Origin of the sequence: Thioalkalivibrio sp. XN279 (assembly GCF_011089885.1) — a bacterium.
GTDB lineage: Bacteria > Pseudomonadota > Gammaproteobacteria > Steroidobacterales > XN24 > XN24.
Map to the genome: position 1 here is coordinate 92,055 of NZ_JAANBD010000015.1, position 19,139 is coordinate 111,193.

A 19,139-nucleotide genomic window follows, 5' to 3' on the forward strand; every position below is an offset into this window, starting at 1 on the left:
CGTCCCCCAGCCCACCACAGGCCTGATGGAAACGATTGCAACGCTAGCGCTGCCGGACACCCACGGACTGGCCGTCATCGGGCTCGCGCTGTTCGCCCTCGTGGCCCTGACGCGACCCGCCGTGCCGCAGGAATCCACCAGCCTCATGGTGTTGATGCTGCTGGTGCTGGGTTTTGAGATCTTCCCTTACGAGGGCCCGGGCGGCCCGGTCAGCGCAGGCATTTTCCTCTCCGTATTCGGCAACCCCGGCCTGATCACCATCCTTGCATTGCTGGTGGTCGGCCGCGCGCTGGAAGTGACCGGCGCCATGCAACCGCTCACCCGCCTGCTGCTGCGCGCCTGGAGCGGGCCGCGTTCCCTGGCGCTGGTCGTCACCCTGCTGGTGGCCATGCTGCTGTCCGCCTTCCTCTCCAACACCCTGGTGGTGCTGGCGTTGCTGCCGGTGCTGGTGGGCGCGTCGACGCGGCTGCGGTTCCCCGCCTCGCGCGTCCTCATGCCCGCCGGCTTTGCCGCCCTGCTGGGGGGCATGACCACGACCATCGGCACGTCCACCAACCTGCTCGTGGTGACCGAGGCCGAGGCGCTGGGGCTGCCCGCTTTCGGCATGTTCAGCTTCCTCGCCCCGGCGGCTTTCGGCGCCGCTGTCGGGCTGCTGTTCCTGTGGCTCGTCGCGCCGCACATGCTGCCGGAGCGGGACGCGCCCATCCGCCAGGCTGCCCCGCGTATCTTCAAGGCCATGTTCTTCGTCGGCGAGGACAGCTGGGCGGTCGGCAAGACGCTGGCGGAGCTGCGCGAGCGCACCGGCCGCCGCATGAACGTCTCGCGCGTGCAGCGTGGCGACGGCCTGCAGGTGGCCAAGCTGCCCGCCATGCGCCTGCAGGCGGGCGACCGGCTGATGGTGGCGGACACCCGCGAGCACCTGAAGGAATTCGAGCGCCTGCTCGGCGTGCGCATGCACAGCGAGTTCGCCGGCGAGGGTGACGATCCGGGCGACGAGGCTGCGGCGGAGCAGCAGCTGGCAGAGCTCGTGGTCACGCCCGACTCGCCACTGTACGGCCGCACCCTGTCGACAACGCACTTCCGCCAGCGCTTCCGGCTGCTGCCGCTGGCCATCCACCGCGCCACGTCCACCGGCATGAGCGAGGTGACGGGCGATTTCGAGGACGCCGTGCTGCAGGCCGGCGACGTGATCCTGGTGCAGGGTGCCCCGGACCGCATCCGGGAGCTGCGCGCCAGCGGCAGCATGCTGGTGCTGGACGGGCGCATGGACCTGCCGAAGACCTCGCGCGCCCCGCTGGCGCTCGGCATCGGCCTGGCCGTGGTGATCACCGCTGCCGCCGGGTGGCTGCCGATCAGCGTCAGCGCCACGGCAGGCGCGGCGCTGCTCATCGCCAGCGGCTGCATCGGCTGGCGCGAGGTGGCCGGCGCCCTGTCGGCGCCGCTGGTGCTGATGGTGGTCATGAGTCTCGCCCTGGTCGAGGCCAGCGTGGCCACCGGCGCCGCGGCGTTCGTCGCCGACCTGTTCCTCGCCGGTTTCAGCGGGCTGCCGGCGGCCGCGTCGCTGGCGCTGGTGCTGTTGCTGGTGGCGGTGGGCGGCAGCCTGGCGCCCAACGTGGCGGTGGCGCTGCTCGCCGTGCCGGTCGCGGTGGCGGTCGCCGCGGGGCTGGGCGTGGGCCCGGAGCCCTTCGTGCTGGCCGTGCTGTTCGGCGCCAACCTCAGCTTCGCCACCGCGATCGGCTCGCGGCCCAACCTGGTCGTGGCCACTGCGGGGGGCTACCTGGCGCGGGACTTCCTGCGCGTGGGGTTGCCGCTGACGGTGCTGGTCTGGCTCGCCGTGTCTCTCGCCCTGGTGTGGCGCTATGGCATCCCCTGGGGCCTCGGTGGCATGTGAACGAGCGCTCAGGGAGATCCCGGGGGTTGACCGGCGTCCGGCGACGGGTAACATCCCTCACAGCATGAACGCCGACAGAAACAGCGCGCGCGGCCACTGGTGGTGGCGTCCCGGGTCCCCGGAGGGGGTCCGGTCGCGCGCTGCCGGCTGAAGCAGTCCACGCACCGAACCCGACTCCGGAGCCCTCCGGGGAAGGGTGCACGCGACCTCCTCCCGGACGGCTCCGGCTCGCTGGAGGAGGAATGATGCAGTCTCCGTTCGATATTTCCGCCGACCTCGATACGCCGGTGTCGGCGTACATGAAGCTGGCGCCGTTCCGCCCGCGTTTCCTGCTGGAAAGCGTGGAGGGGGCGGAGCGCCTCGGGCGGTACTCCTTCATCGGCTTCGGTGATGCGCTCAACGTGCGGCTGGACCGCACCGGGCTCCATTTCGGCGGCCGCAGCCGGCCGGTGGACGGCGACCTCCTCGCCGGATTGCGCGCAGCCCTGGCGCTGGCGCCGACCCTCGCCCCCGAGGCGGGCCTGCCTTTCGACGGCGGCCTGGTCGGGATCGCGGCCTATGACATCGTGCGGCATTTCGAGCGCGTGCCCGACGGCGGGCGCGACTTCCCGGAAGGCCTGTGGGTGGCGCCGCAGTCACTGCTGGTGTTCGATCACCTGACGCGGCGCGCAGCGCTGCTGCACGCCGGCGACGAGGCGGAACGCCAGGCGTTGCGGCGCGAGGTGGTGCAGGCGCTGGCCGGCGGCGTGCCCTTCCGTCGCGCCGGACACCACGCGCCACCGGTCGCCAGCATGAGCGAGGCAGAGTTCCTCGACGCCGTGGCCAAGGCCAAGGGCAACATCACCGCCGGCGACGTGTTCCAGCTGGTGCTGTCGGTGCGTTTCGCCGGCAAGAGCGACCTCTCGCCCTTCGAGGCTTATCGCGCCTTGCGCCTCCTCAATCCTTCGCCCTACATGTACTTCCTCGAGCTGGACGGCCTTTCCGTCGCCGGCTCCTCGCCCGAGGCCCTGGTGAAGCTGGAAGGACGCCATGCCTCGCTCCGGCCGATTGCCGGGACGCGCCCGCGCGGCGAGACCATGGAGGAGGACCGGGCGCGCGAAACCGAGCTGCTGGCGGACCCGAAGGAGAATGCCGAGCACGTCATGCTGGTGGACCTGGCGCGGAACGACCTCGGCCGGGTGGCGGTGCCGGGCTCGATAGCTGTCGAGCCGAGCCGGGCCATCGAGCGCTACAGCCACGTCATGCACATCGTCAGCGGCGTCAACGGCGAACTGGAGGCGGGACGCGATGCCTTCGACCTGTTCGCCGCGACTTTCCCGGCGGGCACGCTGGTGGGGGCGCCCAAGGTGCGGGCCATGGAACTGATCGAGGACTACGAGCCGGTGGGGCGCGGGCTCTACGCCGGCACGGTGGGGTATTTCGCCAAGCGCGGCGGCATGGACCAGGCCATCGCCATCCGCACCCTGGTGTTCCAGGGCGACGAATACAGCTTCCAGGCCGGCGCCGGCATCGTTGCCGACAGCGTGCCGGAGAGCGAGTACCGCGAGGTGCTGGCGAAGAGCGCGATCCTCAGGCGCGCGCTGCAGATGGCGGAGGAGGGCTTGTGAGCGCGCGCGTGCTGATGGTCGATAACTACGATTCCTTCACCTACAACCTGGTGCAGTACCTGCGCATGCTCGGCGCCGAGGTCCTGGTCCATCGCAACGACGCCTTGACGGTGGACGAGGCGCAGGCGCTCGGCGCGACGCACCTGGTGGTCTCGCCCGGGCCCGGGACGCCGCGCGACGCCGGCCGCTCCATCGAGCTGATCCGCGCTTTTGCCGGGCGCATTCCCGTGCTCGGCGTGTGCCTCGGGCACCAGGCCATCGTCGAGGCCTGGGGTGGACGCGTGATCCCGGCCAAGACGCTGATGCACGGCAAGACTTCGCTGGTGTACCACGACGGCCGCGGCGTCTTTGCCGGCCTGCCGCAGCCCTTCGAGGCCGGGCGCTATCATTCGCTGGCGGTGGGCGCGAACGAGCTGCCCGCCGCGCTGGAAGCCAGCGCGCACACCGAGGATGGCGAGGTGATGGGCGTCCGCCATCGCGAGCTGCCGGTCGAGGGCGTGCAGTTCCATCCCGAGAGCGTGCTCACGCCGCAGGGGCTGGAAATGTTGCGCAACTTCCTCGCGCCGCGCACGGAGGAGCGCGCATGAAAGAGCTGACCGCCCTGCTGGAGAAGCTGCTGGCCCGGGTCGACCTGGACGAAGACGAGGCCGGGCAATTGATGGTGGCCCTGACGCGCGAGGACCTGCCGCCGGCGCTGGCCGCCGCACTGCTGGTCGCGCTGCGCGCCAAGGGCGAAACGGCGGCCGAGGTGCGCGGCTTCGCCCGCGCCATGCGTGGCCTGGCGCGCAAGCCCACGGTGCCGGCCGACGCACCGCTGCTGGATATCGTCGGCACCGGCGGCGACGGCTCCGGCAGCCTCAACATTTCCACCGGTGCCTCGCTGCTGGCGGCCGCCTGCGGTATCCCCGTGGTCAAGCACGGCAACCGCAGCGTCTCCAGCCGCAGCGGCAGCGCGGACGTGCTCGAGGCGCTGGGCATGCGCCTGCCGGCCGACGCGGCGGAGGCGGGTGCCTGCCTGGCGGCGACCGGCTACACCTTCCTCTTCGCGCCCCATTTCCATCCCGCCATGAAGGCCGTGGCACCGGTGCGCAAGGCCATGGGCGTGCGCACGGTCTTCAACCTGCTCGGTCCCCTCACCAATCCAGCGGCGCCGCCCTACCTGCTGCTGGGCGCATTCAGTCCCGCGGCGGCCCGGCTGATGGCGGAGGCGCTGGCCGGGTTCGAGGGCCTGGCGCGCGCTTTCGTGGTGCATGGCTCACCCGGCTGGGACGAGGCCACGCCCGTCGGTCCCTTCGTGCTGTACGAGGTGTGTGGTGAGGAGGTCAGCGAGACCACGCGCGACCCCGCGGAGTGGGGCCTGGCGCGCTGCACGGCGGAGGACCTGGCCGGTGGCGACGCGACCGTGAACGCGACCCGCCTGCGCGCGGCCCTCGCGGGCGAGGACACGGGCCCGCACCTCGACGCGCTGCTGCTCGGGACGGCGCTGGCGCTGGAACTCACAGGCCGCGCCGACAGCCCGGCGAACGCCATCGGCGTGGCCCGCGCCGCGGTCGAGGACGGCCGCGCCCGCGCCCTGCTCGAGGCGCTGGCATGCCACGGCCGGGAAGCGTCGGCGTGAGCTTCCTGGCGCAGATGGCGCAGGGCTCGGCGGAGCGCGTGCGCGTGGCGCGCGCTGCCAGCGGTGAAGCGGCCCTGCTGGCCGCGTGCCGTGCGCGTCCGGCGCCGCCGCGGCTGGTGCTGGCAGGTTTCGACTTGATCGCAGAGATCAAGCGCCATTCGCCGGCCGAGGGCGCGCTGGGCCCGGCCACGGACGTGGTGGCCCGCGCCCGCGCCTACGCGGACGCTGGCGCCGCCGCTGTCTCGGTGCTGACGGAGCCGGAGCGTTTCGGCGGCAGCCTCGACGATCTCTCGGCGGCGACCCGGGCGCTCGAGGGCTCGGCCGTGCCGGTCATGCGCAAGGACTTCCTGGTCGACCCGTGGCAGGTGCTCGAAGCGCGCGCGGCCGGGGCCGGCGGGGTGTTGCTGATTATTGCCATGCTGAACGACGTGGTGCTGGCGGAGATGCTGGCCGCGGCGCGCGAGCACGGGCTGTTCGTGCTGCTGGAGGCATTCGACGAGGCCGACCTGGAGCGTGCCGGGCCATGCCTGGCAGGCGCGACGGCAACGGCGCCGGTGCTGGTGGGCGTGAACAGCCGCGACCTGCGCACGCTGGCGGTCGACCCGGCACGACTCGCGCGCCTCGCGCCGCGGCTGCCGCCGGGCGTGCCGGCCGTCGCCGAGAGCGGCCTGCATACCGCGGCGGACGCAGCGGAGGCCGCCGCGCTCGGCTATCGCCTGGCGCTCGTCGGTACGGCATTGATGCGGGCGCAGGACCCTGGAGCGCTGGTCGGGGTCATGCTGGCGGCCGGCCGGGACCAGGCAAGGGAGCAAGGACGATGAAGACATTCGTGAAGATCTGCGGCCTCACCACGCCCGAGGGCGTGGCTGCGGCAGTGCGGGCCGGCGCCGACGCGGTCGGCTTCGTGTTCGCGCCGTCGCCGCGCGAGGTCAGTCCCGCGCAGGCGCGGCAACTGGCGGCGGCCCTGCCTGCCGGCATCAAGCGCGTGGCGGTGTTCCGCCATCCCCCGCCGGGCAGGATCGCGGCGGTGTTGTCGGAGTTCCCCGCCGACTGGGTGCAGAGCGACGCCGTCGACCTGCACGGCGCCGACCTGGGCGGCGCCGAAGCGCTGCCGGTGTTTCGCTCCGGCGCCCCGCTGCCGCCCCTGCTGCCGGAGCTCATGCTGTTCGAGGGGCCTGACAGTGGCGTCGGGCGGCTGGCGGACTGGGAGGCGGCCCGCGGCGTGGCGCGGCAGACCCAGGTCATCCTGGCCGGAGGTTTGCACCCCGGCAACGTGCGCGCTGCGCTCCAGGCCGTACGGCCCTGGGGCGTGGACGTGTCGAGCGGGGTGGAATCGGCGCCGGGGGTGAAGGACCCGTCGCTGGTGGAAGATTTCGTCGCCGCCGTGCGACGAGCCGAGCAGAGCGAGCAGCAGAGCCAGGAAGGGGACGCATGAACATGACGGCAAGGCAGGAACAGGACCACGCGGCCCAGCTGGAGGCGCTGCTGGACGGGCGTTTCCCCGATGCGCGCGGGCGCTTCGGCCCCTGGGGCGGGCGCTACGTGCCCGAGACGCTGGTGCCGGCGCTGGACCGGCTGCAGGCCGGTGTCGCCGAGCACCTCCATTCCCCGGAGTTCCAGGCGTGTCTCGGTGCCGAGCTGCGCGACTGGGTGGGGCGCCCGACCGCGCTCACGCCGGCGCCCCGGCTTTCGGAGGCCTGGGGCGCGGAGGTATGGCTGAAGCGCGAGGACCTCGCGCACACCGGCGCGCACAAGATCAACAACGCCCTGGGCCAGGCGATGCTGGCGAAGATGCTGGGTGCGAAGCGGGTGGTGGCCGAGACCGGCGCCGGCCAGCACGGGGTCGCCTCGGCCGCCGCCTGTGCCCGTATCGGCCTGCCCTGCCTGGTCTACATGGGCGAGATCGACTGCGAGCGCCAGGTGCTGAACGTGGAGCGCATGCGCCGGCTCGGCGCCGAGGTGGTGCCGGTGACGAGCGGCGACCGCACGCTGCGTGCGGCCATCGACGAGGCGCTGCGCGACTGGGTCTCCGATCCAGAGGGCACGTACTACCTCCTGGGCTCGGTGGTGGGACCGCATCCCTATCCCTACCTGGTGCGCGAAATGCATGCCGTGATCGGGCGCGAGGCGCGCAGCCAGGTGATCGAGCGCGCCGGGGGGCTGCCGGACCTGGTGGTGGCCTGCGTCGGCGGCGGCAGCAACGCCATCGGGCTGTTCCATGGCTTCCTGGGCGATCCCTCGGTGGAGATCCTCGGCATCGAGGCCGGCGGCCGTGGCGCCGGGCTGGGCGAGAACGCCGCGACCATCAGCTTCGGCCGCCCCGGCGTGCTGCACGGCACTTACTCGCTGCTGCTGTCCGACGACGACGGCCAGATCTACGAGACGGACAGCGTCTCCGCCGGCCTGGACTACCCGGGTGTCGGGCCGGAGCATGCCTTCCTGCACACCATCGGGCGCGTGCGCTACGAGTATGCCGGCGACGTCGACGCGCTCAACGCGCTGGACGAGTGCTGCGAGCTGGAAGGCATCCTGCCGGCGCTGGAAACGGCGCACGCCTTCGCCGGGGCGAAGCGCTGGGCGCGGGACAACCCGGGCAAGCGCATCCTGCTCGGGCTGTCGGGCCGCGGCGACAAGGACATGCCGACGCTGGCGAAGTTTCCCAAGGGGGGCGCGCGATGAAGCCGCACGAGCAGGTCAGCGCCGCGATCCGCGCGGCAGGAGCAGAGGGCCGCACGGCGCTGGTGGCTTTCATCACCGCCGGCTATCCGGACAAGTCGCGCTTCCGCGCGACCCTGGCCGAGGTCGCTGAGGCGGCCGACGTGGTCGAGGTCGGCGTGCCCTTCAGCGATCCCATGGCGGACGGCCTGACCATCCAGCGCGCCAGCCGCGGCGCCATCGAGCAGGGCGTGACGCTGTCGTGGATCCTGGACGAGATTGCCGCCATGGAGCCGAAGCCTGCGGCCCCGGTGGTGCTCATGAGCTACCTCAACCCGTTGCTGGCCATGGGCTACGAGCGCCTCGCCGAGCGCGCGCTCGCCGCCGGGGTGGCGGGCTTCATCGTGCCGGACCTGCCGCTGGACGAGAGCGAGCCGCTGGACGAGGCGCTCGCCGCCGCGGGGCTGGCGCTGATTCACCTGGTGAGCCCGGTGACCCCGCCGGTGCGGGTCGAGGCAGCCGCGCGCGCGACGCGGGGCTTCCTCTACGCGGTCAACGTCACCGGAATCACCGGCGGCGCCAAGGCGGCCGGCGAAGGCCTGCAGGCATACCTTGCGGGCGTCGCGGCGAAATCGCCGGTGCCGGTATGCGCCGGTTTCGGCGTGCGCAGCGCGGAGCAGGTCAAGGCGCTGGGCGCGATCGTGCCGGGTGTCATTGTCGGTTCGGCGCTGGTGGAAGCGCTGGAGCGGGGCGAGTCGCCGGCGGCCTTCCTGGCGGCTTTGCGCCCGGCCGGCTGACCACGCTGCACGCTGCCGCAATGCGGCACGACAGCGGCTCGCGACCGGCCTAAACTCGAGGCATGAAACGCGCCCGCCGAGCCCCCGCCCCCCAACCCCGCGATGCCGGGCTGGGCGTATTGCTGCGCCTGCAGGCCAGGCTCGAAGCGGAGGGGTTCCGCGTCACCATGCATATGCTTGCGCCGGGCACCAGGTTCGAAGCCCACTGTCCCTGTGAGTCCCGCATCGACGTGGTTTTCTCGGGGCTGCTCAGGGTCATGATCGAGGGCGAGGAGCGCCTGCTCGGGCCGGGCGACTGGCAACTGGTGCCGGCCGGCGTCTCCATGAGCGCGGAAGTGATCGGCGACGAGCCCGTGCTGGGTTTCGACGCCGTGCGCGACTGACTTTTCTCGTCACGGCCGCCGGGCGTCCCTGCCCGGCGCGCCCGCACTTCAGCGGCGACGTGCGTCCAGCGAATAGCGTCCGGCGCCGTGCACCACCAGCAACAGGAAGCCGCCGCCAATGGCCAGGTTCTTAAGAAACTGGGTCTGCTCGTTCGGATCCAGCGGGCTGTGGAATATCAGCCCGGACAGGACCGAGAAGCCGGCCAGCAGGAAGGCGACCAGGCGGGTGCGGTAGCCGACCGCGATGGCGAGCCCGCCGACGATTTCCAGCGCGATCACCAGCGGCAGCAGGACGCCGGGCACGCCCATCGACTGCATGTAGCCGGCGGTGCCTTCGTAGCCGCCGATCTTGCCGAGCCCGGCGATGATGAACAGCGCCGCCAGGGCGACTCGCGCGGCCAGGTCGGCCCAGGGTTGCAGCTTGGTCATGGTTTTTCTCCTCAGGTGTTGGTGCTTGGTATTCAGTTCGCGACAAGCGCGCCTGACTGGTAGTCGCGGATGGCTTGGCGAATCTCTTCCGTCGTGTTCATGACGAAGGGGCCGTACTGCACGATGGGCTCGCCGAGCGGCCGGCCGGAGAGCAGCAGCATGCCGCTGCCGGAACGCTCGCCGGATGACGCGTCGCCGCTGTCGGCCGCGAGCGTGATTTCCCCGTCGCCCTCGAGGACGGCCATGCGCCCGCTGGCCACATGCGTCTCGCCGCCGTCAGCGCCGATGATGCGCACGCCGCCGTGGAAGGGCCGCACCAGTGCGCGATGCCCGGCGGGCGGCGTCCATGCAAAGCGGCCGCCGGGTTCGAGCCGCAGGTCCAGCACCGCGGCCTCGCACGCAGGGTCGGCGATCGGCGAGACGGCGTCGCCGTAACGTCCGGCCAGCACGCGCAGCCGGCCCGCGGCGAAAGCGACTTCCGGCAATTCGGCTGCCTCGGCCTGGGCGTAGCCGGGCGCGCGCAGCTTGTCGGCGGCCGGCAGGTTGATCCACAGCTGGAAGCCGTGAATCCGTCCCTCGCCGGGCAGCGGCATCTCGGAATGGATGACGCCGCGGCCGGCCGACATCCATTGCGCGCCGCCGGCACGGATCGCCGCGCGGTGGCCCATGTGGTCGCGGTGCTCGAAGCCGCCCTCCAGCATCACGGTCAGGGTCTCGATGCCGCGGTGGGGGTGGGAAGGGAAGCCGGCGACGAAATCCTCGCGTTTGTCGGAACGGATCTCGTCGAGCATCAGGAACGGGTCCATGTCGTGCTGCCCGTGGCCGACGATGCGCACGATCCGGACGCCGGCGCCGTCGGATGCGGGGCGCCCCTGCAGCAGGTGTCGAATGTGGCGATGAGTCATTGGGTTGTCCCCCGGGAGTGAACTTGCGTGCACATTAACTTCGACCAATTCGAAGATAAATGGCAAAATCTCGCCTTATGTGTTCGATTAAATCGAAATGAGGCCGCGCGTCACGCTGGAGCAGTGGCGCATGCTCCAGGCCGTGGTCGACCATGGCGGCTACGCCGGGGCAGCCGAGGCGCTGTCAAAGTCAGTCTCGACCGTTAACTACGGCATCCGGCGGCTGGAAGCCGGCCTCGGCGTCGAGCTGCTCGAGCTCGACGGCCGGCGCGCGGTGCTGACCCGGGCGGGACGGGAGCTGCTGCGCCGCTCGCGCCACCTGCTGGATGAAGCGGTGGCGCTCGAGCGCGCGGCGGGTGCGCTGGCGCGCGGGTGGGAAGCCGTGGTGACCCTGGCGGTGGAAGTGATTTTTCCCCAGGAGCGACTGCTGCACAGCCTGGATGCTTTTGCCCGGCTCACCGGGACGACGCGGGTCGAGCTGATCGAGTCCGTGCTCTCGGGCACCACCGAGCAACTGTTCAACGGCGCCGCCGACCTGGCCATCACCGCCTGGGTGCCACCCGGCTTTCTCGGCGACCCGCTGGTCACGGTGGAGTTCGTCGCCGTGGCGCACCCGGACCACCCGCTGCACCAGGTCGGGCGGCCGCTGACGCAGCGGGACCTGCGCCAGCATCGCCAACTGGTGGTGCGCGACTCGGGCGTGCGGGAAAGCCGCGATGCGGGCTGGCTGGAAGCCGAGCAGCGCTGGACGGTCAGCCACCTGTCGACCTCGCTGGAGGCCGTGGCGCGCGGGATGGGTTTCGCCTGGTTGCCGCGCCACCGCATCGAGGCCCGCCTGGCGGACGGCAGCCTGCGCGCCCTGCCCCTGCTGGAGGGCGGCGTGCGGCACCACGAGCTTTACCTGGTGTTCGCCGATCGCGACGACGCCGGGCCCGCCACGCGGGCGCTGGCGGACTGCCTCAGGAAGAGCTGCCCGGCCGACTGAGCAGGAACAGCGCGAGGCCGGCGATGAGCAGCGCCCAGCCGGCGGCCGGTGGCGTGGTTTGCAGTCCGAGCCAGAGGACGCCGCCGATCAGCAGCGCGCCGCCGGCACTGCTGCGCCAGCGCTGCCGTCGCCCCGCGCGCAGCTCGGCCCGCAGCGGCTCGAGGCCCGGATGCTTCACCTCGACCTGCAACTTCCCCGCGGCCGCACGCTGCAGGATGGCGTGCAGGGCCTGCGGCAGTTCCTGGATGGTCTCGCCGACCTCCGGCAATTGCTCGCGCAGGCGCTCGACGATGGCGCGGCCGCTGACGCGCTCGCGCATCCACTCCTCGAGGATCGGCTGCGCCGTCTCCCACAGGTCCAGGTCGGGGTAGAGTTCGCGGCCCAGGCCCTCGACATTGAGCAGGGTCTTCTCCAGCAGTATCAGCTGCGGTTGCACTTCCATCTCGAACTGGCGCGCCACCGTGAACAGGCGCACCAGGAACTGGCCGAAGGAAATGTCTTTCAGCGGCTTGTTGAAAATCGGTTCGCACACGGTGCGGAAAGCCGACTCCACCTCGTCGATGCGCGTGCCGGGCGCGAGCCAGCCGGATTCGACGTGCAGCCGCGCCACGCGCTGGTAATCACGCTTGAAGAAGGCGAGGAAACTCTCCGCCAGGTATTGCTGGTCGCTGGCGCTGAGGCTGCCGACGATGCCGAAGTCCACGGCGATGTATTGCGGCTGGGCGGGATTCTCGGGGTTGACGAAAATGTTCCCCGGGTGCATGTCGGCGTGGAAGAAGTTGTGCCGGAACACCTGGGTGAAAAAGATCTCGACGCCGTTGGCGGCGAGGCGGCGCATGTCGATCCCGGCCTCGTGCAGGCGCGCGGTCTGGCCGATGTTGATGCCGTGGATGCGCTCCATCACCAGCACGCCCGGCCGGCACCAGTCCCAGTACACTTCGGGCACGTAGAGCAGCGGCGAGCCCTCGAAGTTGCGCCTGAGCTGCGCGGCATTGGCCGCTTCGCGCATCAGGTCCAGTTCGTTCATCAGGGTGTTGTCGAACTCGCGCACCACTTCGCGCGGCCGCAGCCGGCGCGCCTCGCTCCAGTAACGCTCGGCCAGCCCGGCCAGCGCGTGCAGCACGTCCACGTCGCGCCGGATCTGTGCGCGTACGCCGGGGCGCAGCACTTTTACGATGGCCTCGCGTCCGTCCGGCAGGCATGCCGTGTGCACCTGGGCGATGGAGGCGGCCGCGAGCGGCTCGTCGTCAAAACGCGCGAACAGCTCCTCGAGCGGGCGCTTGTAGGCCGCGGCGAGCTGGCGATGCGTTTCCTCGGCCGGGAACGGCGGCACCCGGTCCTGCAGTTTCGCCAGCTCGTCGGCGATCTCGCGCGGCAGCAGGTCGCGCCGCGTCGACAGGGCCTGGCCGAACTTGACGAAAATCGGCCCCAGTTCGACCATGGCCTCGCGGATGCGCACCCCCATGGGCCGGGCGCGCGCCGCCTTGCTGATACCGAGCCCCGGGATCCGGCGCAGCCAGGCGACGGGCCGGAACAGGTGCGTGGCGCTGACCAGCTCATCCAGGCCGTGCTTCAGCAGCACGCGCTGGATGTGCAGCATCCGCCACACCTGGCGCGGTCGGATCACCGCACCTGCTCCAGCCGGCGCAGGCGCGCCTCGGCCCGGGCGACGTCTTCCGCAAGGCGGTCGACGCGGTCGAGGAAGGCTTCCACCTCGGCGCGCGCCGGCAGGTCGCGGCTCTCCTCCTGCAGGTACTCGGCCACGGTGCGCGACAGCCGGTCGGCGGCATCCCGGCCCCAGCTGCCGAGCCCGCGCAGCAGGTTGCCGGCCTGGCGTGCCGTCACGTCGCCCACCAGCCGCGCCAGCTCTTCCTCGAAGTCGGGCGCGGCGATGTCGATGAGGTCGCGAAAATCCTTCGCCACCAGCGGGTCTCCGCTGATGCGCACGGCGCGGCTGCGCAGCAGTCCCTCGTCGCCGCTGGCGGCGAGCCGGGCGAGCGCGCCGGGCGAGCCGCTGAGGCAGGCGTCCGCTGTGTCCGTGCGCGACAGCGATACGTGGTCCCCGCGCGAGACCAGCGTCAGGCCGAGGTTGAGGCCGTCGAGCTCGATGCGGAAGCTGCGGCCTGCCAGCTCGCGGCAACGCCGGGTGGCGTCGGTGGAGCCGCGGATGCCGCGATTCAGCAGGCTTTCCAGCGGCCCGAACATCAGTACTTCCAGCCGCGGTGCAGCGCGACGATACCGCCGGTGAGGTTGTGGTAGCGGCAGTCCTCGAAGCCCTGCGCCGCCATCATGGCGCGCAGCGTGTCCTGGTCGGGGTGCATGCGGATCGATTCGGCGAGGTAGCGGTAGCTGTCCGCGTCGCCGGCCACCAGCTTGCCGATGGCGGGCAGCACGCGAAAGGAATACAGGTCGTAGGCGGGCGCCAGCGCCGGCACCGGGCGCGAGAACTCGAGCACCAGCAGCTGGCCGCCGGGCTTGAGCACGCGGAACATCTCGCCCAGCGCCGTTTCCTTGTGGGTCACGTTGCGCAGGCCGAAGGCGATGGTGACGACGTCGAAACGCTCGCCCACGAAAGGCAGCCGCTCGGCGTCGGCGAGGCAGTATTCCACCTGGTCGCCGGCGAGGCCGCGATCCAGCATGCGTTCGCGGCCGCGCGACAGCATGGCCTCGTTGATGTCCGACAGCACCACCTTGCCGCCGGGCGCGACGCGCGGCGCCATCAGGGCGGCCAGGTCGCCGGTGCCGCCGGCCAGGTCGAGCACTTCCATGCCCGGCCGCAGCCCGGCCTTCTCCACGGTGAAGCGCTTCCAGGCGCGGTGGATGCCGAGCGACATCAGGTCGTTCATGACGTCGTAGCGCGCGGCCACGGAGTCGAACACGCCGCGCACCTTGCGGGCCTTTTCGGCCACCGGCACCTCGGTGAAGCCGAAGTGCGTCGTGTCCTTGTCGGCGCTCATCCGGCCGGGACGTCCTTGCGCTTGTAACCGACTTCCGCGCAGCGCTCCAGGTAGGTGGCCCAGTTCTCGTCGTAGTTGGCGCCGAGCCAGTGCAGGTAGGCCCAGGAGAACAACCCCGAGTCGTGCTTGTCGTCGAAGATCAGTTTCACCGCGTAGTTGCCCACCGGCTCGATGGCCGCGATGCTCACTTTTTCCTTGCCTACCAGCGTGACCGCCTGGCCGGGACCGTGTCCCTGCACCTCGGCCGAGGGCGAGAACACCCGCAGGTACTCGCAGGGCAGGTTGAAGGAGGTGCCGTCCTCCCAGTCGACCTGGAGCACGCGCGACTTGCGGTGCATGCGGATGGCGGACGGGCTTGGGATCTCAGCGCTCATGGCGTCACCGTGCTGGGGCGGAAAAAGACCGCCATTTTAACTGAATGCAGCGTGGGGACGGTCCCCGACGACGGCAGTCCCGGCGAATCAAAGGATATAGCGCGACAGGTCCTCGTCGGCGGCCAGTTCGCCCAGCGCCTGCTCGACGTAAGCGGCGTCGACGACCACCTCCGTGCCCTCGCGGTCCGCCGCCTCGTAGGAGACGGCGTCCAGCAGCCGCTCCAGCACCGTGTGCAGGCGCCGGGCGCCGATGTTCTCGGAGCGCTCGTTCACCTGGTCGGCGATCTCCGCGATGCGCTTGACGCCGTCGGCAGTGAAGCCAAGCTTCACGCCCTCGGTGGCCATCAGGGCCTGGTACTGGACCGTCAGCGAGTGGTCCGGCTCGGTCAGGATGCGCACGAAGTCGTCCGCCCTGAGGGCGTCCAGTTCGACACGGATCGGCAGGCGGCCCTGCAGCTCGGGGATCAGGTCCGCGGGCTTGGCGAGGTGGAAGGCGCCGGAGGCGATGAACAGGATGTGGTCGGTGCGCACCATGCCGTAGCGCGTGCTCACGGTGCAGCCCTCGACCAGCGGCAGCAGGTCGCGCTGCACGCCTTCGCGCGACACGTCGGCGCCGGAGCCCATGGCGCCCTCGCGGCGGGTGACCTTGTCGATCTCGTCGATGAACACGATGCCGTTCTGCTCGACGTTGGTGATCGCCTTGAGCTTGATCTCCTCGTCGTTGACCATGCGCCCGGCTTCCTCGTCCACCAGCAGCTTCATGGCGTCGCGCACCTTGAGCTTGCGCGGCTTGCTGCGCCGGCCCATGTTGCTGAACAGGCCCTGCAGCTGGTTCGCCATCTCTTCCATGCCGGGTGGCGCCATGATGTTCACGCCCGCCGGTGCGGCGCTCACCTCGACCTCGATCTCCTTCTCGTCGAGGCGGCCCTCGCGCAGCATCTTGCGGAACTTCTGCCGCGTCTCGGCGCCGCGCGCGGCGTCGACGTCGTCGCCCTTCGCTTCCCAGCCGGACTTCGTGCCCGGCAGCAGGGCGTCCAGCACGCGCTCCTCGGCAGAGTCCTCGGCGCGGTGGCGCACGCGGTCCATCTCCTGCTCGCGGGTCATCTTCACCGCGGCGTCGGCGAGGTCGCGGATGATGCTGTCCACCTCGCGCCCGACGTAGCCGACCTCGGTGAACTTGGTGGCCTCGACCTTGATAAAGGGGGCGCGCGCCAGCTTCGCCAGCCGGCGCGCGATCTCGGTCTTGCCCACGCCGGTGGGGCCGATCATGAGAATGTTCTTGGGCGTGATCTCGGAGCGCAGCGGCTCGTCAATCTGCATGCGGCGCCAGCGGTCGCGCAGGGCGATGGCGACGGCGCGCTTGGCGGCCTCCTGGCCGACGATGTGCTTGTCGAGTTCCTGCACGATCTCGCGCGGGGTCATGGGGGTGGTGGTCATCACAGGGTCTCGATCGTCAGGTGGCGGTTGGTGTAGACGCAGATGTCGGCGGCGATGCCCAGCGCCTTCTCGACCACGGCGGCCGCATCCAGCTCGGTGTTTTCCAGCAGGGCGCGCGCCGCAGCCTGGGCGAAGGGGCCGCCGGAGCCGATGGCCATGAGGTCGTCCTCCGGCTCGATGACGTCGCCGTTGCCGGAAATGATGAAGCTCTTCTCCTTGTCGGCCACGCACAGCAGCGCCTCGAGCCGGCGCAGCATGCGGTCCGTGCGCCAGTCCTTGGCCAGCTCGATGGCGGCGCGGGTGAGGTTGCCGTGCTGCTGCAGCTTGGCTTCGAAGCGCTCGAACAGGGTGAAGGCGTCGGCGGTGCCGCCGGCGAAGCCCGCCAGCACCTTGCCGTCGTACAGGCGGCGCACCTTGCGCGCGTTGCCCTTCATGACGGTGTTGCCCATGGAGACCTGCCCGTCGCCGCCGACGGCGACGACGCCGTTGCGGCGCACGGACAGGATGGTGGTGCCGCGAAACTGTTCCATCTTGGCTCCGGAGTTCGGGTGGGTGGGCGCCTCAGCGGCGCTTGCGCGCCCGCGGGTGTGCCTGGTCATAGATGCGGGCTAAATGCTGGAAATCAAGGTGGGTGTAGATCTGGGTGGTGCTGATGTCGGCGTGGCCGAGCAGTTCCTGCACGGCGCGCAGGTCGCCGCTGGACTCCAGCAGGTGGGTGGCGAAGGAATGGCGGAAGGTGTGCGGACTGACGCCCTGCGGCAGGCCGAGACGGCGCGCCCAGTGCTCGACGCGGGCCTGGATGTTGCGCATGGACAGGGGCCGGCCGATGCGGCTGATGAACATCGCGCTGCTCGGCGTCTTCAAGAGTTGCGGGCGCACCTTGATCCAGTCGCGCAGGGCCTCGCGCGCCTTGGCGCCCACCGGCACGATGCGGGTCTTGGCGCCCTTGCCGGTGACGCGCACGGTGCCCTCGCCGAAGTCGACGTCCGTGGTCTCCAGGGCGGCCAGCTCCGCCAGCCGCAGCCCGGAGGAGTACAGCAGCTCCATGATGGCGCGATCGCGCGTCGCGATCGGGTGGTCGCCGCGCACGTCCAGCAGCCGCCCCATGGCGTCGGCGTCCAGCGTGCCCGGCAGCCGCCGGGGCGCCTTGGGCGCGGTGATGTCGACGCCGGGATTGGCTTGCACCACGCCCTCGCGCAGCAGGAAGGCGAACAGGTTGCGCACCGCCGCGAGGCGTCGCTGGATGCTGCGCGGCGCCTGGCCGCGACGGTGCAGGCGGGCGGCGAAAGAACGCACGTGGCCGCTGTCGACGCGCCCCCAGTCAGGCACCTCGGCATTGCAGAGAAAGGTGTAGAGCGCCTCGATGTCGCGGTGGTAATTCTTTACCGTCAGCCCCGACAGGCGGCGCTCGTAGCGCAGGTGGTCCAGCCACTTCTCCAGCCAGGCGCGGTCGGGACCGGCAGCGTTCATGCGCGGCGGACAGCGCCCGCCCGTCGCTCGCGCGATGCCGCCAGCGCGGCTGCCGTGAGTTCGCCGATGCGCGCCAGGAAATCTGTGCTCATGGTGGGGTTGAAGCGGTGTGGGTCGTTGCTGCCGATGGCCAGCATGCCCTGTTCGCAGCCGGCGCCCAGGGGCACCATCGCCACGGAGGCGATCACGGCGCTCTCGCCGGGGAACAGGAACTCGCGCTGCACGTCGCGGATGCGGCCGCAGCGCGGCTTGTTCTGCTGGATGAAGGTGGCGAATGCGCGCAGCGCAGCGTCGCCGCGGCGGGCATGTTTCAGGAAGCGCGAGCCCTCCGGCGGCAGCGTCTCGTCGCTGCCGTAGAGCAGCACCACCACCGCCTGGTTGGCGCCGAAGTCTTCGCGCAGCCCGGCTTCCAGGGCCGCGAGAACAGCGTCGCTGTCGCCGGCGCGCAGCAGGCGGATGGCGAGGGCATGGATTTTGTCTGACAGGGTGGAGTTGTCGCGCGCCACCTCGACCAGTTCGCGCAGGCGCCGCTCCAGCGAGCGGTTTTTTTCCTGCAGCACGCTGACCTGGCGCTCCACCAGCGACACGGTGGCCGCACCGCTGCGATGCGGCAGCCGCAGCTGTTCTAGCAGGCCGGCATGGCGCTCGAAAAAATCCGGGTGATCGGACAGGTAATCCGCGACCCCCTGGTCGTTGTGTTCCGCGGCGGCCGGGCCGCCCTGTTCTGTGCTGCTCACAGCTCGATGCTTCCTTCGAATGCCTTCCTGGACGGCCCGCTGAGCCAGGCCGGCGTGCCGCGTCCCTGCCATTCCACCACCAGTCGGCCGCCGGGCAGGTCCACGTTCACCCGGGAGTCTACCCTGCCGGCGTCCCGGAGTACCGCCACCGCCGCGCAGGCGCCAGTGCCGCAGGCCTGGGTCTCGCCGCAACCGCGCTCCCACACGCGCAGTGCGACGTGGCTGCGGTCGCGCACCTCGGCAAAGCCGACGTTCACCCGGCGCGGGAAATCCGGGTGGCTCTCGATGGCGGGACCGAGGGTCGTCACCGGGGCCGTGGCGACCGCACCGAAGCCGAGTTCGTCCAGCACCAGCACGGCGTGCGGGTTGCCCATCGAGACGGCGCCGAAGCGGACGCTGCGGCCGGCGGCCTCGAGCTCGTAGCGCGCCGCTGCGGCCGCCGCGCGCAGCGGGATGCGCCCCGGTTCGAAGTCGGGCACGCCCATGGCCACGGCCGCGTGGCCGTCGCGCAACCGGGCCGCCACGACTCCGCCGGCGCTGTGCATGCGAAACTCGGCACGACCGGGCGACAACTCGGTGCCCCACAGGAGGGCGAGGCAGCGGGCGCCGTTGCCGCACTGCTCGACCTCGCCGCCGTCGGCGTTCCAGATGCGGTAGCTGAAAGCCGTGTCGGGGTCCGGCGCCGGCCCGATGACGAGCAGCTGGTCGCAGCCGACGCCTTCGCGGCGGTCGGCCAGGCGCCGCACCAGGGCGGGGTCGGGCGTGAAGGGCTCCGTGCGCGCGTCGACGACCACGAAATCGTTGCCGGCGCCGACCATCTTGTGGAAGGTGAGGGTGCGGGGCGCGGCGCTGGCGGATGTTTGGCTCATGACTGGGGCGCAATTATAGTGGGCG

At 71.1% G+C, this 19,139-nt stretch carries 21 protein-coding genes; 10 read left to right on the forward strand and 11 right to left on the reverse strand.

Annotated elements, in window-relative coordinates:
- Window positions 1–25 precede the first annotated feature (25 nt).
- The 9 genes from G8346_RS01995 to G8346_RS02035 all read left to right on the forward strand — a co-directional run bounded on the left by G8346_RS01995 (window position 26) and on the right by G8346_RS02035 (window position 8,951).
- Window positions 26–1,891 carry an SLC13 family permease gene (locus G8346_RS01995; protein WP_166047690.1) on the forward strand — a complete coding sequence of 622 codons (1,866 nt, stop codon included), beginning with the start codon at window positions 26–28 and terminating at the stop codon, window positions 1,889–1,891.
- Window positions 1,892–2,133: 242 nt separating this feature from the next.
- Entirely contained in the window at window positions 2,134–3,498 is a 1,365-nt protein-coding gene (locus tag G8346_RS02000) for an anthranilate synthase component I family protein (protein WP_166047692.1), read from the forward strand.
- 14 nt (window positions 3,499–3,512) lie between these two features.
- The gene (locus G8346_RS02005) at window positions 3,513–4,085 is read left to right on the forward strand and encodes an aminodeoxychorismate/anthranilate synthase component II (protein WP_166048021.1); all 573 of its coding nucleotides are present in this window, start codon (window positions 3,513–3,515) and stop codon (window positions 4,083–4,085) included.
- A complete protein-coding gene (gene trpD / locus G8346_RS02010; protein ID WP_166047694.1) occupies window positions 4,082–5,116 on the forward strand; it encodes an anthranilate phosphoribosyltransferase in 1,035 nt (344 codons plus the stop codon). Before G8346_RS02005 ends, trpD begins: the two co-directional genes overlap by 4 nt.
- Entirely contained in the window at window positions 5,113–5,937 is an 825-nt protein-coding gene (locus G8346_RS02015) for an indole-3-glycerol-phosphate synthase (RefSeq protein WP_206202538.1), read from the forward strand. Before trpD ends, G8346_RS02015 begins: the two co-directional genes overlap by 4 nt.
- A complete protein-coding gene (locus tag G8346_RS02020; protein WP_166047696.1) occupies window positions 5,934–6,551 on the forward strand; it encodes a phosphoribosylanthranilate isomerase in 618 nt (205 codons plus the stop codon). The genes G8346_RS02015 and G8346_RS02020 overlap by 4 nt, the downstream gene beginning before the upstream one ends.
- A gap of 2 nt (window positions 6,552–6,553) precedes the next feature.
- Entirely contained in the window at window positions 6,554–7,795 is a 1,242-nt protein-coding gene (trpB, locus tag G8346_RS02025; protein WP_166048025.1) for a tryptophan synthase subunit beta, read from the forward strand.
- The gene (gene trpA, locus G8346_RS02030) at window positions 7,792–8,568 is read left to right on the forward strand and encodes a tryptophan synthase subunit alpha (protein WP_166047698.1); all 777 of its coding nucleotides are present in this window, start codon (window positions 7,792–7,794) and stop codon (window positions 8,566–8,568) included. The genes trpB and trpA overlap by 4 nt, the downstream gene beginning before the upstream one ends.
- A 62-nt stretch (window positions 8,569–8,630) precedes the next feature.
- Window positions 8,631–8,951, forward strand: a complete 321-nt coding sequence (locus G8346_RS02035) for a hypothetical protein (RefSeq protein WP_166047700.1) — start codon at window positions 8,631–8,633, stop codon at window positions 8,949–8,951.
- 48 nt (window positions 8,952–8,999) lie between these two features.
- Here G8346_RS02035 and G8346_RS02040 read toward each other — a convergent pair whose 3' ends face one another.
- On the reverse strand, window positions 9,000–9,380 hold the full coding sequence (locus G8346_RS02040) for a DoxX family protein (protein WP_166047702.1): 381 nt from the start codon (window positions 9,378–9,380) through the stop codon (window positions 9,000–9,002).
- 32 nt (window positions 9,381–9,412) lie between these two features.
- Window positions 9,413–10,285 carry a pirin family protein gene (locus tag G8346_RS02045; RefSeq protein WP_166047705.1) on the reverse strand — a complete coding sequence of 291 codons (873 nt, stop codon included), beginning with the start codon at window positions 10,283–10,285 and terminating at the stop codon, window positions 9,413–9,415.
- A gap of 97 nt (window positions 10,286–10,382) precedes the next feature.
- Here G8346_RS02045 and G8346_RS02050 point away from each other — a divergent pair, with 97 nt between their 5' ends.
- Complete coding sequence (locus G8346_RS02050) at window positions 10,383–11,270, forward strand: LysR family transcriptional regulator (protein WP_166047707.1); 888 nt, start codon at window positions 10,383–10,385, stop codon at window positions 11,268–11,270.
- Here the strand turns inward: G8346_RS02050 and ubiB are convergent.
- The 9 genes from ubiB to dapF all read right to left on the reverse strand — a co-directional run bounded on the left by ubiB (window position 11,245) and on the right by dapF (window position 19,114).
- Window positions 11,245–12,897, reverse strand: a complete 1,653-nt coding sequence (gene ubiB, locus G8346_RS02055) for a ubiquinone biosynthesis regulatory protein kinase UbiB (RefSeq protein WP_166047709.1) — start codon at window positions 12,895–12,897, stop codon at window positions 11,245–11,247. The genes G8346_RS02050 and ubiB overlap by 26 nt on opposite strands.
- Window positions 12,894–13,475: an SCP2 domain-containing protein gene (locus tag G8346_RS02060; RefSeq protein WP_166047711.1), complete on the reverse strand. Its 582-nt coding sequence runs from the start codon at window positions 13,473–13,475 to the stop codon at window positions 12,894–12,896. The genes ubiB and G8346_RS02060 overlap by 4 nt, the downstream gene beginning before the upstream one ends.
- Window positions 13,475–14,227 carry a bifunctional demethylmenaquinone methyltransferase/2-methoxy-6-polyprenyl-1,4-benzoquinol methylase UbiE gene (ubiE, locus tag G8346_RS02065; RefSeq protein ID WP_166047713.1) on the reverse strand — a complete coding sequence of 251 codons (753 nt, stop codon included), beginning with the start codon at window positions 14,225–14,227 and terminating at the stop codon, window positions 13,475–13,477. Before ubiE ends, G8346_RS02060 begins: the two co-directional genes overlap by 1 nt.
- The gene (locus G8346_RS02070; protein WP_166047715.1) at window positions 14,224–14,601 is read right to left on the reverse strand and encodes a gamma-butyrobetaine hydroxylase-like domain-containing protein; all 378 of its coding nucleotides are present in this window, start codon (window positions 14,599–14,601) and stop codon (window positions 14,224–14,226) included. The genes ubiE and G8346_RS02070 overlap by 4 nt, the downstream gene beginning before the upstream one ends.
- Window positions 14,602–14,688: 87 nt before the next feature.
- Window positions 14,689–16,038: an ATP-dependent protease ATPase subunit HslU gene (gene hslU / locus G8346_RS02075; RefSeq protein WP_240901242.1), complete on the reverse strand. Its 1,350-nt coding sequence runs from the start codon at window positions 16,036–16,038 to the stop codon at window positions 14,689–14,691.
- A complete protein-coding gene (gene hslV, locus G8346_RS02080) occupies window positions 16,038–16,568 on the reverse strand; it encodes an ATP-dependent protease subunit HslV (protein WP_166047717.1) in 531 nt (176 codons plus the stop codon). The genes hslU and hslV overlap by 1 nt, the downstream gene beginning before the upstream one ends.
- 31 nt (window positions 16,569–16,599) lie before the next feature.
- Window positions 16,600–17,508 carry a tyrosine recombinase XerC gene (gene xerC, locus G8346_RS02085; RefSeq protein ID WP_166047719.1) on the reverse strand — a complete coding sequence of 303 codons (909 nt, stop codon included), beginning with the start codon at window positions 17,506–17,508 and terminating at the stop codon, window positions 16,600–16,602.
- Window positions 17,505–18,245: a DUF484 family protein gene (locus G8346_RS02090; protein ID WP_166047722.1), complete on the reverse strand. Its 741-nt coding sequence runs from the start codon at window positions 18,243–18,245 to the stop codon at window positions 17,505–17,507. Before G8346_RS02090 ends, xerC begins: the two co-directional genes overlap by 4 nt.
- Complete coding sequence (dapF, locus tag G8346_RS02095; RefSeq protein ID WP_166047724.1) at window positions 18,242–19,114, reverse strand: diaminopimelate epimerase; 873 nt, start codon at window positions 19,112–19,114, stop codon at window positions 18,242–18,244. Before dapF ends, G8346_RS02090 begins: the two co-directional genes overlap by 4 nt.
- Window positions 19,115–19,139 lie beyond the last annotated feature (25 nt).

What these genes read in the sequence shown, in the direction of transcription:
- G8346_RS01995 (WP_166047690.1), top strand. Translation starts at nt 26, where the DNA reads ATGGAAACGATTGCAACGCTAGCGCTGCCGGACACCCACGGACTGGCC.
- G8346_RS02000 (WP_166047692.1), top strand. Translation starts at nt 2,134, where the DNA reads ATGATGCAGTCTCCGTTCGATATTTCCGCCGACCTCGATACGCCGGTG.
- G8346_RS02005 (WP_166048021.1), top strand. Translation starts at nt 3,513, where the DNA reads ATGGTCGATAACTACGATTCCTTCACCTACAACCTGGTGCAGTACCTG.
- trpD (WP_166047694.1), top strand. Translation starts at nt 4,082, where the DNA reads ATGAAAGAGCTGACCGCCCTGCTGGAGAAGCTGCTGGCCCGGGTCGAC.
- G8346_RS02020 (WP_166047696.1), top strand. Translation starts at nt 5,934, where the DNA reads ATGAAGACATTCGTGAAGATCTGCGGCCTCACCACGCCCGAGGGCGTG.
- trpB (WP_166048025.1), top strand. Translation starts at nt 6,554, where the DNA reads ATGACGGCAAGGCAGGAACAGGACCACGCGGCCCAGCTGGAGGCGCTG.
- trpA (WP_166047698.1), top strand. Translation starts at nt 7,792, where the DNA reads ATGAAGCCGCACGAGCAGGTCAGCGCCGCGATCCGCGCGGCAGGAGCA.
- G8346_RS02035 (WP_166047700.1), top strand. Translation starts at nt 8,631, where the DNA reads ATGAAACGCGCCCGCCGAGCCCCCGCCCCCCAACCCCGCGATGCCGGG.
- G8346_RS02040 (WP_166047702.1), bottom strand. Translation starts at nt 9,380, where the DNA reads ATGACCAAGCTGCAACCCTGGGCCGACCTGGCCGCGCGAGTCGCCCTG.
- G8346_RS02045 (WP_166047705.1), bottom strand. Translation starts at nt 10,285, where the DNA reads ATGACTCATCGCCACATTCGACACCTGCTGCAGGGGCGCCCCGCATCC.
- G8346_RS02050 (WP_166047707.1), top strand. Translation starts at nt 10,383, where the DNA reads ATGAGGCCGCGCGTCACGCTGGAGCAGTGGCGCATGCTCCAGGCCGTG.
- G8346_RS02060 (WP_166047711.1), bottom strand. Translation starts at nt 13,475, where the DNA reads ATGTTCGGGCCGCTGGAAAGCCTGCTGAATCGCGGCATCCGCGGCTCC.
- ubiE (WP_166047713.1), bottom strand. Translation starts at nt 14,227, where the DNA reads ATGAGCGCCGACAAGGACACGACGCACTTCGGCTTCACCGAGGTGCCG.
- G8346_RS02070 (WP_166047715.1), bottom strand. Translation starts at nt 14,601, where the DNA reads ATGAGCGCTGAGATCCCAAGCCCGTCCGCCATCCGCATGCACCGCAAG.
- hslU (WP_240901242.1), bottom strand. Translation starts at nt 16,038, where the DNA reads ATGACCACCACCCCCATGACCCCGCGCGAGATCGTGCAGGAACTCGAC.
- hslV (WP_166047717.1), bottom strand. Translation starts at nt 16,568, where the DNA reads ATGGAACAGTTTCGCGGCACCACCATCCTGTCCGTGCGCCGCAACGGC.
- xerC (WP_166047719.1), bottom strand. Translation starts at nt 17,508, where the DNA reads ATGAACGCTGCCGGTCCCGACCGCGCCTGGCTGGAGAAGTGGCTGGAC.
- dapF (WP_166047724.1), bottom strand. Translation starts at nt 19,114, where the DNA reads ATGAGCCAAACATCCGCCAGCGCCGCGCCCCGCACCCTCACCTTCCAC.